Annotated in this window: 17 protein-coding genes; all 17 read left to right on the forward strand. The window is 70.6% G+C overall.

Annotation, left to right across the window (positions count from 1 at the left end; translation table 11 throughout):
• Nucleotides 1-1303 (forward strand): transcription termination factor Rho (gene rho / locus Q7T52_RS00650; protein WP_304798523.1); only part of this gene is annotated, 1303 nt, incomplete at its 5' end.
• A gap of 1 nt (nucleotide 1304) precedes the next feature.
• The gene (locus Q7T52_RS00655; protein WP_304798526.1) at nucleotides 1305-1679 is read left to right on the forward strand and encodes a response regulator transcription factor; all 375 of its coding nucleotides are present in this window, start codon (nucleotides 1305-1307) and stop codon (nucleotides 1677-1679) included.
• 205 nt (nucleotides 1680-1884) lie between these two features.
• Nucleotides 1885-3426, forward strand: a complete 1542-nt coding sequence (locus tag Q7T52_RS00660) for a cell wall metabolism sensor histidine kinase WalK (RefSeq protein ID WP_304798530.1) — start codon at nucleotides 1885-1887, stop codon at nucleotides 3424-3426.
• Between the two features lie 125 nt (nucleotides 3427-3551).
• Complete coding sequence (rpmE, locus tag Q7T52_RS00665; RefSeq protein ID WP_304798533.1) at nucleotides 3552-3794, forward strand: 50S ribosomal protein L31; 243 nt, start codon at nucleotides 3552-3554, stop codon at nucleotides 3792-3794.
• 115 nt (nucleotides 3795-3909) lie between these two features.
• Nucleotides 3910-4983 carry a peptide chain release factor 1 gene (gene prfA, locus Q7T52_RS00670; RefSeq protein ID WP_304798536.1) on the forward strand — a complete coding sequence of 358 codons (1074 nt, stop codon included), beginning with the start codon at nucleotides 3910-3912 and terminating at the stop codon, nucleotides 4981-4983.
• Nucleotides 4980-5819 (forward strand): peptide chain release factor N(5)-glutamine methyltransferase, encoded by an 840-nt coding sequence (gene prmC, locus Q7T52_RS00675; protein ID WP_304798539.1) that lies wholly within the window; start codon nucleotides 4980-4982, stop codon nucleotides 5817-5819. The genes prfA and prmC overlap by 4 nt, the downstream gene beginning before the upstream one ends.
• Complete coding sequence (locus Q7T52_RS00680) at nucleotides 5816-6484, forward strand: L-threonylcarbamoyladenylate synthase (protein WP_304798542.1); 669 nt, start codon at nucleotides 5816-5818, stop codon at nucleotides 6482-6484. The genes prmC and Q7T52_RS00680 overlap by 4 nt, the downstream gene beginning before the upstream one ends.
• Nucleotides 6477-7622, forward strand: a complete 1146-nt coding sequence (locus Q7T52_RS00685; RefSeq protein WP_304798545.1) for a glycosyltransferase family 4 protein — start codon at nucleotides 6477-6479, stop codon at nucleotides 7620-7622. The genes Q7T52_RS00680 and Q7T52_RS00685 overlap by 8 nt, the downstream gene beginning before the upstream one ends.
• A gap of 91 nt (nucleotides 7623-7713) precedes the next feature.
• A complete protein-coding gene (locus Q7T52_RS00690) occupies nucleotides 7714-8193 on the forward strand; it encodes a hypothetical protein (RefSeq protein ID WP_304798548.1) in 480 nt (159 codons plus the stop codon).
• A gap of 30 nt (nucleotides 8194-8223) precedes the next feature.
• Nucleotides 8224-8445, forward strand: a complete 222-nt coding sequence (locus tag Q7T52_RS00695) for an AtpZ/AtpI family protein (protein WP_304798551.1) — start codon at nucleotides 8224-8226, stop codon at nucleotides 8443-8445.
• Between the two features lie 22 nt (nucleotides 8446-8467).
• Nucleotides 8468-9289, forward strand: a complete 822-nt coding sequence (gene atpB, locus Q7T52_RS00700; RefSeq protein ID WP_304798554.1) for a F0F1 ATP synthase subunit A — start codon at nucleotides 8468-8470, stop codon at nucleotides 9287-9289.
• Between the two features lie 74 nt (nucleotides 9290-9363).
• Nucleotides 9364-9549 (forward strand): ATP synthase F0 subunit C, encoded by a 186-nt coding sequence (gene atpE, locus Q7T52_RS00705; protein ID WP_211351061.1) that lies wholly within the window; start codon nucleotides 9364-9366, stop codon nucleotides 9547-9549.
• Nucleotides 9550-9583: 34 nt separating this feature from the next.
• Entirely contained in the window at nucleotides 9584-10147 is a 564-nt protein-coding gene (locus Q7T52_RS00710) for a F0F1 ATP synthase subunit B (protein WP_304798559.1), read from the forward strand.
• A 36-nt stretch (nucleotides 10148-10183) separates the two neighbouring features.
• Complete coding sequence (locus Q7T52_RS00715) at nucleotides 10184-10993, forward strand: F0F1 ATP synthase subunit delta (protein ID WP_304798561.1); 810 nt, start codon at nucleotides 10184-10186, stop codon at nucleotides 10991-10993.
• Nucleotides 10994-11060: 67 nt separating this feature from the next.
• A complete protein-coding gene (atpA, locus tag Q7T52_RS00720) occupies nucleotides 11061-12692 on the forward strand; it encodes a F0F1 ATP synthase subunit alpha (protein ID WP_304798564.1) in 1632 nt (543 codons plus the stop codon).
• An 8-nt stretch (nucleotides 12693-12700) separates the two neighbouring features.
• Nucleotides 12701-13615 carry a F0F1 ATP synthase subunit gamma gene (locus Q7T52_RS00725; RefSeq protein WP_304798567.1) on the forward strand — a complete coding sequence of 305 codons (915 nt, stop codon included), beginning with the start codon at nucleotides 12701-12703 and terminating at the stop codon, nucleotides 13613-13615.
• A gap of 2 nt (nucleotides 13616-13617) precedes the next feature.
• Nucleotides 13618-14621: F0F1 ATP synthase subunit beta (gene atpD, locus Q7T52_RS00730; protein WP_304798570.1), on the forward strand; the 1004-nt coding region annotated here is incomplete at its 3' end.

Below are 14621 nucleotides of genomic sequence, written 5' to 3' on the forward strand. Positions count from 1 at the left end.
GCCGACCCAGCCGTCGCAGCCGAGCCAGCCGGCCGCGCAGGGCGGTGGCCAGCAGGGCGGCGGTCAGGCGAACGGCGCCCACCAGGGCGGTGGCCAGCAGGGCGCCCAGCGCAGCGGTCAGGGCAACCGGCACGAGCCCGACACGACGATCCTCGAGGACGACATCGTCGTCCCGGCGGCCGGCATCCTCGACGTGCTCGACAACTACGCGTTCGTCCGGACCAGCGGCTACCTCCCCGGCACCGACGACGTCTACCTGTCGCTGTCGATGGTGCGGAAGTTCGGCCTGCGCCGCGGCGACGCGATCGTCGGCCAGGTCCGTCACCCGCGCGAGGGCGAGCGGCGCGAGAAGTTCAACCCGATGGTGCGCATCGACAGCGTCAACGGGCACGACCCCGAGACCGCCAAGACCCGCGTCGAGTTCGCCAAGCTCACGCCGCTGCACCCCTCGGAGCGCCTGCGGCTCGAGACCGACGCCACCAACCTCGTCGGGCGGATCGTCGACATCGCCGCCCCGATCGGCAAGGGCCAGCGCGGGCTGGTCGTCTCACCGGCCAAGGCCGGCAAGACCATGCTGCTGCAGTCGATCGCCGCCGCCGTCTCGGCCAACAACCCCGAGTGCCACCTGATGGTGGTGCTGGTCGACGAGCGCCCCGAGGAGGTCACCGACTTCGAGCGCTCCGTCAAGGGCGAGGTCATCGCCTCGACGTTCGACCGGCCGGCCACCGACCACACCACGGTCGCCGAGCTCGCGATCGAGCGGGCCAAGCGGCTGGTCGAGCTCGGTCACGACGTCGTCGTGCTCCTCGACGGCATCACTCGTTTGGGCCGGGCCTACAACCACGCGCTCCCGGCGTCGGGACGGCTCCTGTCGGGCGACGTCGACTCGGCGTCGCTCCACCCGCCCAAGAAGTTCTTCGGGGCGGCCCGCAACATCGAGAACGGCGGCTCGCTGACCATCCTGGCCACGGTGCTCGTCGAGACCGGGTCGCGGACCGACGAGGTGATCTACGAGGAGCTCAAGGACACCGCCAACGCCGAGATCCGGCTGCGCAGCGAGCTGGCCGAGCGGCGGCTGTTCCCGAGCGTCGACGTCGTCGCCTCGGGCACCCGGCGCGAGGACCTGCTGCTCGGCGAGCAGGAGCTCGCGATCGTCTGGAAGCTGCGCCGGGCGCTCTCGGCGCTCGACACCGCGCAGGCCCACGAGCGGCTGCTCGAGCGGCTCCGCAAGTCGCAGAGCAACATCGAGCTCCTCACCCAGGTGCAGAGGAACAGCACCTCGACCGCAGGACTGGAGGACTGAGATGGCTCGCATCGTGGTCGCCGACGACGACGTCGACATCCGTGAGCTCGTGGAGTTCAAGCTGACGACGATGGGACACGACATCGTCGCCGTGGGCGACGGGGCCGCGGCCATCGAGGCCTGCCGGGCCCAGCGCCCCGACCTGTGCGTGCTCGACGTGATGATGCCGGGGGTGTCGGGCCTCGATGCGATCCGCCTCATCCGCGCCGACCCCGGGCTGGTCGACCTGCCGGTGATCCTGCTGACCGCGCGGGCCCAGGAGTCCGACGTCAGCACCGGGTTCGACTCCGGCGCCGACGACTACATCACCAAGCCCTTCAGCCCGCGTGAGCTCGCCTCGCGGGTCGAGGCGCTGCTGGCCCGCGGGCCCGCCTGAGCCCCGCGGCGCCCGCGCCGGGTCGTCGTCCCGCCCCGACGGGCGGGCTCCGTCCCCAACGCGGGCCGCAGATGTGGCCTAGGATGCGATCGGGCGCTCGAGGGGGGCCGCCCGGGTCAGAAGGGGTCACGCGGTGGCGATGAATGCCCAACGCGCCGAACCGGGGCGACCGGTCGCTCGGCTGGTCTCGCCCGTCGTCTGGCGGATGGCCGTCCTGATCGTCCTGTCCGTGGTGGTCTGCGTGGTCGGCGTGCTCCTCAGCGTCTCCTCGTTCGAACGGGTCTCCGAGGAGGTCGAGCCGGTCGTCACCGCGCACGACCACTACACCGAGGTCGTGGCCGACCTCGAGTCCGCGGCGACGCAGTGGTCCCTCACCGGCGACGACCAGGCCAGGGAGGACTACGGCACCGCGAAGGTCGAGCTCGCGGACGCCAAGGACGACCTGCTGTCCCGGGTCGCGGGGGATCCCCGGCTCGAGGGCGTCGTCGCGGCCGAGACTGCCGCCGTCGGCCGCCTCGTGACCGGCTACATCGACCCCGTCCTCGCCGGCGAGCCCGGCATGCTCGACCCCACCCTCAACGACGTCGGCCAGGGTCGTACCGGCACCTACCGCGACGCCGTCGCCAACGCCCGTGACGCGTTGGCCGCCGAGCTCGCCGAGGTCCAGGACGCCGCCACCCTCCGGCTGCGGCTCACCGTGGTCGCCTCGGTGCTGCTCCTGGTCGGTGCGGCGGTCCTCATCGGCCGCTCCCGCGCCCGGCTGCTCTCCGAGCTGTCCGAGCCCCTCCTGGCGCTCGAGCAGGTCGTCCAGCGGATGCTGCGCAACGACCCCGAGGGGCGTGCGGTCGACAACCGCGGTCCCAAGGAGGTGCGCTCTATCGCGCGGGCCCTCAACGACTTCGCCGACGCCGGCTCGCGCGCCCGGGCCGTCGAGGGGCGCATCCAGGACGAGCTCCACGTGCTCGACAGCGCCAAGGACGACTTCGTCTCCAACGTCTCCCACGAGCTGCGCACGCCGCTGACGACCATCAGCGGCTACCTCGAGATGGTGGCCGACGAGTTCGACGGCATGCTCGAGCCGCGTCACGAGCGGATGCTCGAGGCGACCCGCCGCAACGTCGTACGCCTGCGCGCGCTGATCGACGACCTGCTGGCCCTGTCCAAGGCCGAGAACCGGCCCTCCGAGCTCGAGCCGTCCGACGTCACCGAGATGGTCACCGACGCGGTGACCGACGTCCGGATGACGGCCGCGCGGCGTGGCATCACCGTCGAGGTCACGGCCTCCGACGAGCCGCTGGCGGTCGTCTGCGACCGCGCGATGCTCTATCGCGCGTTCCTCAACGTGCTGAGCAACGCGGTGAAGTTCAGCCACGACGACGGCTCGGTCGAGGTCTCGGTCAAGCGCGTGCTCAACCGCGTCGAGATCGCCATCCGCGACCACGGCATCGGGATCCCGCAGTCCGAGATCGACCGTCTCGGCACCCGCTTCTTCCGCGCGTCCAACGCGATGACCAACGAGATCGCCGGCACCGGGCTCGGGCTGCGCATCGTGCAGACCATCATCGACAAGCACTCGGGCGACGTGATCATCGAGTCGGCCGAGGGCGAGGGCACCACCGTCTTCATGCGGCTGCGGCTGCACAGCGACCGGATCGACCGGTCCGGCCGGACCGCCGAGGCGCCGCCGTCGCCGGTCGACATCGGCGAGCGGGTCGAGCTCGAGCCCAGCCGCTCACCCCGCCGCTGACCCCCCGCTCGCCGCGCGCTGACTGGCGGAATTGTGAGCGCGGGAGCGCTGTTCACTACGATGTCAACCGGTTCCGGTTCACGACGCACGCCGTGCGACGACCCGGAGCACTTCGAGAGGACACCATGAAGACCGACACCCACCCCGACTACGTCGTCACCGAGGTCAGCTGCACCTGCGGCGCGACGTTCACCACGCGTAGCACCGTCGCCTCCGGCGCCATCAAGTCCGACGTGTGCTCGCAGTGCCACCCCTTCTACACCGGCAAGCAGAAGATCCTCGACACCGGTGGTCGCGTCGCCCGCTTCGAGGCGCGCTACAAGAAGAAGGCCCCGGCCGCCGACGCCCCGGCCGACTCCGAGAAGTAGCGACCTCCCGACGCCGATCCCCGCTGCCGCGGGGGTCGGCGTCGGTGCTTTTTCCCGGCCCCCGCACCGCGCTAGCGGGGCCGGACCCCCGACCCGCCGCCACCAGGAGACCCCCATGTTCGAGGCCGTCGAGAGCATGCTCGCCGAGCACGGCGACATCGAGGCGCGCCTCGGCGAGCCCGAGACCCACGCCGACGCCCGGCTGGCCAAGCAGCTCAACCGCCGCTACGCCGAGCTGAGCGCGATCATCGGCGCCTGGCGCGACTGGACCGCCCTCGGGGACGACCTCGGCGCCGCCCGCGAGCTGGCCGGCGACGACGAGTCGTTCGCGGCCGAGGCCGCGTCCCTCGAGGCGCGGCTGCCCGAGGCCGAGGAGAAGCTGCGCCGGCTGCTGGTGCCGCGCGACCCGGCCGACGGCAACGACACCATCCTCGAGATCAAGTCCGGCGAGGGCGGCGAGGAGTCCGCCCTCTTCGCCGGCGACCTGCTCCGCATGTACACCCGCTACGCCGAGCGAGCCGGCTGGTCGGTCGAGGTGATCGACGCGACCGAGTCCGACCTCGGTGGCTACAAGTCGGTCACCGTCGCCGTCAAGGCCAAGGGGACCCCCGAGCCCGGCGGCGCGCCCTTCGGGATGCTCAAGTTCGAGGGCGGGGTCCACCGCGTCCAGCGCGTTCCCGTCACCGAGTCGCAGGGCCGGGTGCACACCAGCGCGGCCGGCGTCCTGGTCCTCCCGGAGGCCGAGCAGGTCGACGTCGAGATCAACGACAACGACCTGCGCATCGACGTCTACCGCAGCAGCGGGCCGGGCGGGCAGAGCGTCAACACGACCGACTCGGCGGTCCGGATCACCCACGTCCCGACCGGCATCGTCGCCAGCTGCCAGAACGAGAAGAGCCAGCTGCAGAACAAGGAGTCGGCCATGCGCATCCTGCGCGCCCGGCTGCTCGCGGCCGCCCAGGAGGCCGCCGACGCCGAGGCGAGCGACGCCCGCCGCAGCCAGGTCCGCACCGTCGACCGCTCCGAACGCATCCGGACCTACAACTACCCGGAGAACCGGATCTCCGACCACCGCACCGGCTACAAGTCCTACAACCTCGACCAGGTGCTCGACGGCGACCTCAAGCCGGTCCTCGACTCCTGCGTCGACGCCGACCTGGCCGCGCGCCTCGAGGCCCTCGAGCAGTGAGGCCCCGCCAGCTCCTCGGTGCGGCGGCCGCACGGCTGGCCGCCGCCGGCGTCGCCAGCCCCGACAACGACGCCGCGGTGCTGCTGGCTCACGTCCTCGACGTGCCGCGCGGGCGCCTCGACATGGTCCGCGAGGTGGGCGAGCCCGAGATCGCGGCGTACGACGCCCTGTTGTCCCGCCGCGCGGCCCGCGTCCCGCTGCAGCACCTCACCGGGCTGGCTGGATTCCGCTACGTCGAGCTGCAGGTCGGCCCCGGGGTGTTCGTGCCCCGCCCCGAGACCGAGCTGCTCGCCGGGTGGGCCGTCGATGCCGCAGCGCCGCTCGAGCGTCCGGTCGTCGTCGACCTGTGCACCGGGTCCGGTGCCATCGCCAAGGCGGTGGCCCACGAGGTGCCCCACGCCGTGGTCCACGCCGTCGAGCTCGACGAGGACGCGATCGCCTGGGCGGCCCGCAACCTCGCCGGCACCGGCGTCGACCTGCGGTCCGGCTCGATGGCGACCGCCTTCGACGACCTGGCCGGCACGGTCGACGTCGTGGTCTGCAACCCGCCCTACATCCCGCTCGAGGCGTGGGAGTCGGTGGCCCCCGAGGCCCGCGACCACGACCCGCACCTGGCGCTCTTCTCGGGGGCCGACGGCCTCGACGCGATGCGGGTGCTCGAGCGGCGGGCCCGGCTGCTGCTGCGTCCCGGGGGAGCGGTCGGCGCCGAGCACGCCGACGTCCAGGGCGAGTCGGCTCCCGGCGTGTTCGTCGCCGCAGGCGGGTGGAGCGACGTGCGCGACCACCGCGACCTCGCGGGCCGTGCCCGCTTCGTCACGGCGACACTGGCAGGATGAGCAGGGTGACCTCCGAGCGCTTTCCCACGACGACCCCGGAGGAGCGCGAGACCGCGATCGAGGCCGCGTCGATGGCGATCCAGCGCGGCGACCTCGTGGTGCTGCCCACCGACACCGTCTACGGCGTGGCGGCCGACGCCTTCGACCCCGACGCCGTCGCCGACCTGCTCGACGCCAAGGGCCGCGGCCGCGACATGCCGCCGCCGGTGCTGATCAGCACCGCCACGACCCTCGACGCGCTCGCCCGCGACGTCCCGGCGTTCGCCCGCGAGCTCGTCGACGCCTTCTGGCCCGGTCCGCTGACGCTGGTGTGCCGGCAGCAGACCTCGCTCATGTGGGACCTCGGCGACGCCCGCGGCACGGTGGCCGTCCGGATGCCCGACGACGACCTGACCCGCGAGATCCTCGAGCGCACGGGGCCGCTCGCGGTGAGCTCGGCCAACGTCACCGGGCTGCCCGCCGCGACCGACGCCGACCAGGCCGAGGAGATGCTCGGCGAGCGGGTCGCGGTCATCGTCGACGCGGGGGAGTCCCCGGTGGGGGAGGCCTCCACGATCGTCGACGCCACCGGCAGCCAGGGACGCATCCTGCGCCACGGTGCCCTCAGCCTCGACCAGCTCAACGAGGTCCTCGAGCCGCTCGGGGCGACCCTGACCGATGCGTGAGTACCTCGTCGTCTTCCTGGTGGCCGCCTCGGTCACCTACCTGCTGACGGTCGTCGCGCGCGAGATCGCCCTGCGCACCGGTGCGGTGGCCGCGGTCCGTGACCGCGACGTCCACGCCGAGCCGATCCCCTACCTCGGCGGGATCGCGATGCTCGGGGGCCTGGTCGCGGCCTACCTCGTCGCCCGCCAGCTGCCGTTCCTGTCCAGCCCCGACAGCGGTGCCTTCACGTTCCCCGACGCCCGCGCCGTCATCGTGGCGGGGGCGCTGATCTGCGGGGTGGGGGTGCTCGACGACATCTTCGACCTCGACGCGCTCACCAAGTTCGGCGGCCAGGTGATGGCGGTCGGGCTCCTCGTCTACTCCGGCGTGCAGTTCAAGTTCTTCTTCACGCCCAACGAGGAGCAGTTCTCCCTCGACTCCAGCCAGGGCGCGATCCTGACGGCGGTGATCGTGGTGGCGACCGTCAACGCCGTCAACTTCGTCGACGGTCTCGACGGGCTGGCGGCCGGGGTGGTCGGCATCGCCGCGATCGCGTTCTTCTTCTACTGCTACCAGCTGAGCGCCGCCAACGGCGTCAGCCGGGCCACGACGGGTGCGCTGCTCTCGGCGGCCCTGGCCGGCGTGTGCGCCGGGTTCCTCGTCCACAACTTCCATCCGGCCCGGCTCTTCATGGGCGACAGCGGGTCGATGCTGATCGGGCTCGTGCTGTCGGCCACGGCGATCACCGTCACGACCCAGTTCAGCGCGGAGGACATCTCGCTGGGCGCCGACGGCGCCCGGGCGAGCTTCTTGCCGATGCTCCTGCCGGTGGCGCTGCCGATCCTCATCCTGATCGTCCCCCTCGCCGACCTCGTGCTGGCTGTCGTGCGCCGCACCCGGGCCGGCCGCTCGCCGTTCGCGCCGGACAAGCAGCACCTCCACCACCGGCTCCTCGAGATCGGCCACTCCCACCGCCGCGCCGTGCTGATCATGTGGGTCTGGGCCGGCCTGATCGCGTTCTCGACGGTGCTCGCGAGCCTGCGCACGGGGCCACCGGTGTGGATCGGGATCGGCTCGGGCTTCGCCATCACGTTGCTGCTCACCTTCGTCCTCCCGATCCTCCACAAGCCCCCGGTGCTGGCCGAGGAGACTTTGTGATAGCATTCACAAGCACCTGAAAGACACCTGAAGACCCGTCTGACCGCCCCCGTCACCCCGCTGACGACGAGCACAGAAACGGCCGCCAACGATGACGACCGACACCGCCTCCACCAGCCGGAAGGCACGCCCCTACGGCGTCGCCGCCCTGGGTGTGGCCGTGCTCGCCGGAACGGCGGCCGGGGTCGTGGTGGCCGTGCTCGCAGCCGTGCTCGACGGCTCCGCCGGGCTGCTCGGCGGCCTCGCGGGTGCTGGCGTGACGCTCCTCGTGCTCGCCACCGGGTTCGCGACCGTCGACCTGGTCTCCGGGCTGATGCCGGCCGCCTCGCTCGTGGTGGCCCTGCTGACCTACACGCTCCAGCTGGTCCTGCTGGTGGCCCTCCTGGCCGCCCTGCGCGGGGCCGACGACATCGAGGACACCCTCGCCCCGGGCTGGTTCGCCGGCGGCGTGATCGCTGTGGCGCTCGCGTGGACCGTGTGCCTGGTGGTGCACGCGATGCGGGCCCGGATGCCGCTCTACGACCTGCCCGACCACCAGCCCGTCCCGACGCCCGAGGGGAGTGAACGATGACCTCGGCCGACTGCTATTGTCCGGCACGCGATGAGTCAGTCCGACGACAGTGCTCGGGACTCGCCCCAGGGCGACCCGTGGCTCGCCTTCGGGTACCTCGTGGCCGGGGTCTTGCTCTACGGTTTCGTCGGGTGGCTGCTCGACCGCTGGTGGGGCACCGGTTTCATGGTCGTGATCGGCATCCTGCTGGGCGCCGGCCTGGCGCTCTACCAGACCTTCGCCCGCTTCCGGGCGCCCGCAGACCCCCACTAGTCGAGAAACAGGAGAGCACGCGATGAGCCTCGTCTTCCGCGCGGAGGGTGACACCTTCACCCCGCCGGGTCCGGCTGACTTCGACCTGCCGCCCATCGGGGGCGACTTCGGCTCCTTCGACCTCTTCGGTCAGACCTGGGTCGTCGGCGTCACCAAGCCGATGCTGCAGATCGTCCTCGCGGCGATCCTCGTCTTCGTCGTCTTCTACGTCGCCTCGCGCAAGCGGGCCATGGTGCCGGGCAAGATGCAGTTCGTCGGCGAGGAGGCCTACGGGTTCGTCCGCAACTCTCTCGGCCGCGACATCATCGGCAGCCACGACTTCCAGCGCTTCGTGCCGTACCTCTTCGCGCTGTTCTTCTTCGTGCTGTTCAACAACTTCATGGCGTCGATCCCGTTCATCCAGTTCCCGACGTTCTCCCGGTCCGGGATGGTCTACTCCCTGGCCATCATGAGCTGGCTGATCTACAACATCGTCGGCATCCAGAAGCACGGCTTCATCGGTTACCTCAAGCTGCAGTCCGTGCCGGCCGGCGTCACCGGAGTGATCCTGATCCTCCTGGTCCCGCTCGAGTTCATGTCCAACATCCTGGTGCGGCCGGTCACGCTGGCCCTCCGACTGTTCGCCAACATGTTCGCGGGCCACCTGCTGCTGATCCTCTTCGCCCTCGGCGGCGAGTACATCCTGGTCCACCAGCCGCTGGGCTACGCCCCGGTCGGGATCCTGGCCTGGGTGCTCTTCATCGCCGTCGCCCTGCTCGAGCTGTTGATCCAGTTCCTCCAGGCCTACGTCTTCGTCCTGCTCAACGCCATGTACATCCAGGGCGCGCTCGCAGACGAGCACTGATCCACCCTCTCCACCGTCCTGCAACCGAAGTAGTAACGAAACCTAAGGAGTTCGCCGTGGAAGGCAACCTCAACATGATCGGCTACGGCCTGGCCGCCATCGGCCCGGGTATCGGCATCGGTCTCATCTTCGCCGCCTACATCAGCGGCGTCGCCCGCCAGCCGGAGGCCCAGAGCCGCCTGCAGTCGATCGCCATCCTGGGCTTCGCGCTCGCCGAGGCCCTGGCGATCATCGGTATCGCCCTCGCCTTCGTCCTCTGACCTCACCGCAGCTGTAGGACCGGAAGGACCTGGCATGCACACACTGATCGCACCGTTGGTGGTGCGGGCTGCCGAGGAGGAGGAGAAGCTCAACCCCCTCGTCCCGCACCTGGTCGAGATCATCCTCTCGATCGTCGTCTTCGGCATTCTGTTCTTCGCCATCAAGAAGTTCGTCGTCCCGAACTTCGAGGCGACCTACACCGAGCGCACCCAGGCGATCGAAGGTGGGCTGGCCGCGGCCGAGACCAAGCAGGCCGAGGCCGACGCCAAGCTCGCCGAGCTCGAGAAGCAGCTCGCCGACGCCCGGCACGAGGCCGCCCGCATCCGCGAGGAGGCCCGCGAGCAGGGTGCCGTGATCATCGCCGAGATGCGCGAGCAGGCGCAGGCCGAGGCCGGTCGCATCGTCGAGCACGGCAAGACCCAGATCGAGGCGGAGCGCCAGCAGGCGGTCACCTCGCTGCGGGCCGAGGTCGGCTCGCTCGCCACCACGCTGGCCGGTCGTATCGTCGGGGAGAGCCTCGACGACGACGCCCGCCAGAGCCGGGTCGTCGAGCGGTTCCTGGCCGACCTCGAGACCGGAACCCCCGGTCAGAACTAGACCGGACCACGCCGTGACCAAGAAGAGGACTGACTGATGGACCTGCGCGGAGCATCGGCCGAGGCACTGGCCGCTCTCACCGCCGAGCTCGACTCCCACCTGGGGTCGGGCGACGCGACCGCACGCCTGGCCGACGAGCTGTTCACGGTCGCGACGACGCTGCGGGCCGAGGGCGCGCTGCGCCGTTTCGCCACCGACGGCTCGATCCCGGCCGAGGCCAAGCAGGGTCTCGTCGGCGAGGTCTTCGGCGGCAAGGTCGGCGAGGGCACCCTCGCGGTGCTGACCTCGGCGGTCGCCCGCCGGTGGACGGCGACGCGCGACCTGGCCGACTCGCTCGAGCACCTGAGCGTCGTCGCTCTCGTCAAGGCCGCCGGCGACGACTCCGGTCGGCTCGCCGACGAGCTCTTCGCCTGGGCGCAGGCCGTCAAGGACAACCCCGAGCTCCGTGACGCGCTCTCCGACCCGGCGCGCAGCGTCGGCGACAAGTCGGCGCTGATCTCGGGCCTGCTCGAGGGCAAGACCCTGCCCTCGACGGTCACCCTGGCCGAGCAGGCGCTCTCCGGCAGCTACCGCACGGTGACGTCGGCGCTCGCCTCCTACCAGAGGACCGTGGCCCAGGTGCACGGTGAGGGCGTCGCGACGGTCCACGTCGCGCGCGAGCTCACCGACGCCGAGACCCGGCGGCTGAGCGACGTCCTGTCGTCCCAGTACGGCCGTGCGGTCCACCTCAACCTGATCGTCGACCCCACCCTGCTCGGTGGCATCCGGGTCGAGATCGGTGACGACGTGATCGACGGCACCGTGGTCAGCAAGCTCGACGACGCCCGCCGCCGCATCGCCGGCTGACGCCCCACCTCATCACCGCCTCATCCCCGCCTCACCCACGACGTACGAACCAAGAGAGAAGGAAACGATGACGGAGCTCTCCATCCGTCCGGACGACATCCGGGACGCGCTGCAGAAGTACGTCGCCGACTACAAGCCCGACGCGGCGTCGAAGGAAGAGGTCGGCACGGTCGCCCAGACGGCCGACGGCATCGCCCGCGTCAGCGGCCTGCCCTCCTGCATGGCCAACGAGCTCCTGGAGTTCGAGGACGGCACCCTCGGTCTGGCGCTCAACCTCGACACCCGCGAGATCGGCGTCGTCGTCCTCGGTGACTTCGACAAGATCGAGGAGGGCCAGACGGTCCGTCGGACCGGCGAGATCCTCTCGGTCCCCGTGGGTGACAACTTCCTCGGCCGCGTGGTAGACCCCCTCGGCACCCCGATCGACGGCCTCGGCGACATCGAGTCCGCCGAGCGCCGCGCCCTCGAGCTGCAGGCGCCCTCGGTGATGCAGCGCAAGTCGGTGCACGAGCCGCTCGCCACCGGCATCAAGGCCATCGACTCGATGACCCCGATCGGCCGCGGCCAGCGCCAGCTGATCATCGGTGACCGCGCCACGGGCAAGTCGACGATCGCGATCGACACGATCATCAACCAGAAGCAGAACTGGGAGTCGGGCGACCCCGACAAGCAGGTCCGCTGCATCTACGTCGCCATCGGTCAGAAGGGCTCCACGATCGCCGCCGTCCGCGGCGCGCTCGAGGAGGCCGGTGCGCTCGAGTACACGACCATCGTCGCCTCGCCGGCGTCCGACAGCGCGGGCTTCAAGTACCTCGCCCCCTACACCGGCTCGGCCATCGGCCAGCACTGGATGTACGAGGGCAAGCACGTCCTGATCATCTTCGACGACCTGACCAAGCAGGCCGAGGCCTACCGCGCCGTGTCGCTCCTGCTGCGCCGCCCGCCGGGTCGCGAGGCCTACCCGGGTGACGTCTTCTACCTGCACAGCCGCCTGCTCGAGCGCTGCGCCAAGCTGTCCGACGAGCTCGGCCACGGCTCGATGACCGGCCTGCCGATCATCGAGACCAAGGCCAACGACGTCTCGGCGTTCATCCCGACCAACGTCATCTCGATCACCGACGGCCAGATCTTCCTGCAGTCCGACCTGTTCTCGGCCAACCAGCGCCCGGCCATCGACGTCGGTGTGTCGGTCTCGCGCGTGGGTGGTGCGGCGATGACCAAGGCGATGAAGGCCGTCACCGGCTCGCTCAAGGTCGACCTCGCGCAGTTCCGCGCCATGGAGGCGTTCGCGATGTTCGCCTCCGACCTCGACGCGGCCTCGCGCCAGCAGCTCGACCGCGGCCAGCGCCTGATGGCCCTGCTCAAGCAGCCGGCCTACTCGCCCTACCCGCTCGAGGAGATGACCGTCTCCCTGTGGATCGGCACCACCGGTCGCCTCGACAAGGTGCCCACCGCCGACGTGCTCCGCTTCGAGCAGGAGTTCCTCGACTTCCTGCGCCGCTCGCACGAGGGCCTGCTCTCGGCCATCCGCGAGACCAACAAGTTCGAGGACGAGGCCGGTCTCACCGACGCCTACGACTCGTTCCTCGACCAGTTCGAGACCTCCGACGGCTCCTCCATCAAGCCCGGGCGCCAGGCCGAGGCCGAGGCGCTCGAGGACGAGGACCAGGAGACCATCGTCAAGCAGAAGCGGGGCTGATCGCAGCCATGGCACTTTCGCTGCGTGAGTACCGCGCCCGGATCAAGTCGGTCGAGTCGACCAAGAAGATCACGCGCGCCATGGAGCTCATCGCTGCGTCCCGCATCATCAAGGCGCAGCAGCGGGCGCAGGCCGCGGCTCCCTACGCCCGCGAGCTGACCCGTGCGGTGTCGGCGGTGGCGACGTTCTCCAACGTCGACCACCCGCTGACCACCGAGCAGGACGACCCCAAGAAGGCGGCCGTCCTCATCATCACCAGCGACCGCGGTCTGGCCGGCGCCTACTCCTCGAGCGTGCTCAAGGAGTCCGAGCGGCTGGCCACGAAGCTGCGTGGCGAGGGCAAGGAGATCGACTGGTACGTCGCCGGCCGCAAGGGCGAGGCCTACTTCCGGTTCCGCAAGCGCGACATCGTGCGGTCCTGGACCGGCTTCTCCGACCAGCCGTCCTACGACATCGCGGCCGAGGTCGGCCAGGCGCTGATCGACGCGTTCCTCAAGGAGCAGGGCGAGGACGGCGACGTCGACGAGGTCCACGTCGTCTACACCCGGTTCCGGTCGATGCTGACCCAGGAGCCGACCGCGATCCGGCTGCTGCCGCTCGAGGTGACCGAGGGCACCGACGCCCCCGAGTCCGGCGACGTCCTGCCGCTCTACGAGTTCGAGCCGTCGCCGGAGGCGGTGCTCGACGGGCTGCTGCCGCAGTACGTCCAGAGCCGCATCTTCTTCGCCATGCTCCAGGCCTCGGCCTCCGAGCTGGCCGCGCGCCAGCGCGCGATGAAGTCGGCGACCGACAACGCCACCGAGCTGATCAAGAAGTACACGCGGATCGCCAACCAGGCCCGCCAGGCCGGCATCACCCAGGAAATCAGTGAGATCGTCGGGGGCGTCAACGCGCTGGCCGATGCGAACGCAGGGAGTGACTAGACATGACCGCAACGATCGAAGAGACCAACGAGACCGGTGCCACGGGCACCGGTCGCATCGCCCGCGTCATCGGCCCGGTGGTGGACGTCGAGTTCCCCGTCGACGCCATGCCGGAGATCTACAACAAGCTCCTGGTCGACGTCACGCTGAGCGGCGAGACGACGACCCTGCCCCTCGAGGTCGCCCAGCACATCGGTGACGGCATGATCCGGGCCATCTCGCTCAAGCCGACCGACGGCCTCGTCCGCGGTGGCCTGGTGCGCGACACCGGTGACCCGATCATGGTCCCGGTCGGTGACGCCTGCCTCGGCAAGGTGTTCAACGCCACCGGCGACGTCCTCAACCTCGAGGAGGGCGAGACGTTCGAGCCCGCCGAGCGCTGGGGCATCCACCGCAAGGCCCCGGCCTTCGACCAGCTGCAGGCCAAGACCGAGATGTTCGAGACCGGCATCAAGGTCATCGACCTGCTGACGCCCTACGTGCAGGGCGGCAAGATCGGCCTGTTCGGTGGCGCCGGGGTCGGCAAGACCGTGCTCATCCAGGAGATGATCGCCCGCGTCGCCAAGGACCACGGTGGTGTGTCGGTGTTCGCCGGTGTCGGCGAGCGCACCCGCGAGGGCAACGACCTCATCGTCGAGATGGAGGAGGCCGGTGTCCTCGGGCAGACCGCCCTCGTCTTCGGCCAGATGGACGAGCCGCCGGGCACCCGCCTGCGCGTCGCGCTGTCGGCCCTCACGATGGCGGAGTACTTCCGCGACGTGCAGGGCCAGGACGTCCTGCTCTTCATCGACAACATCTTCCGGTTCACGCAGGCCGGTTCGGAGGTGTCGACCCTGCTGGGCCGGATGCCGTCCGCCGTGGGCTACCAGCCCAACCTCGCCGACGAGATGGGCACGCTCCAGGAGCGGATCACCTCGACGCGTGGTCACTCGATCACCTCGCTGCAGGCGATCTACGTGCCGGCCGACGACTACACCGACCCCGCGCCGGCCACGACGTTCGCCCA

Origin of the sequence: Nocardioides sp. (genome assembly GCF_030655615.1) — a bacterium.
Classification (GTDB): Bacteria; Actinomycetota; Actinomycetes; order Propionibacteriales; family Nocardioidaceae; genus Nocardioides.

Coding starts and splice junctions, on each gene's coding strand:
- Q7T52_RS00655 (WP_304798526.1), top strand. CDS start 1,305: ATGGCTCGCATCGTGGTCGCCGACGACGACGTCGACATCCGTGAGCTC.
- Q7T52_RS00660 (WP_304798530.1), top strand. CDS start 1,885: ATGGCCGTCCTGATCGTCCTGTCCGTGGTGGTCTGCGTGGTCGGCGTG.
- rpmE (WP_304798533.1), top strand. CDS start 3,552: ATGAAGACCGACACCCACCCCGACTACGTCGTCACCGAGGTCAGCTGC.
- prfA (WP_304798536.1), top strand. CDS start 3,910: ATGTTCGAGGCCGTCGAGAGCATGCTCGCCGAGCACGGCGACATCGAG.
- Q7T52_RS00680 (WP_304798542.1), top strand. CDS start 5,816: ATGAGCAGGGTGACCTCCGAGCGCTTTCCCACGACGACCCCGGAGGAG.
- Q7T52_RS00685 (WP_304798545.1), top strand. CDS start 6,477: ATGCGTGAGTACCTCGTCGTCTTCCTGGTGGCCGCCTCGGTCACCTAC.
- Q7T52_RS00690 (WP_304798548.1), top strand. CDS start 7,714: ATGACGACCGACACCGCCTCCACCAGCCGGAAGGCACGCCCCTACGGC.
- Q7T52_RS00695 (WP_304798551.1), top strand. CDS start 8,224: ATGAGTCAGTCCGACGACAGTGCTCGGGACTCGCCCCAGGGCGACCCG.
- atpB (WP_304798554.1), top strand. CDS start 8,468: ATGAGCCTCGTCTTCCGCGCGGAGGGTGACACCTTCACCCCGCCGGGT.
- atpE (WP_211351061.1), top strand. CDS start 9,364: ATGATCGGCTACGGCCTGGCCGCCATCGGCCCGGGTATCGGCATCGGT.
- Q7T52_RS00710 (WP_304798559.1), top strand. CDS start 9,584: ATGCACACACTGATCGCACCGTTGGTGGTGCGGGCTGCCGAGGAGGAG.
- Q7T52_RS00715 (WP_304798561.1), top strand. CDS start 10,184: ATGGACCTGCGCGGAGCATCGGCCGAGGCACTGGCCGCTCTCACCGCC.
- atpA (WP_304798564.1), top strand. CDS start 11,061: ATGACGGAGCTCTCCATCCGTCCGGACGACATCCGGGACGCGCTGCAG.
- Q7T52_RS00725 (WP_304798567.1), top strand. CDS start 12,701: ATGGCACTTTCGCTGCGTGAGTACCGCGCCCGGATCAAGTCGGTCGAG.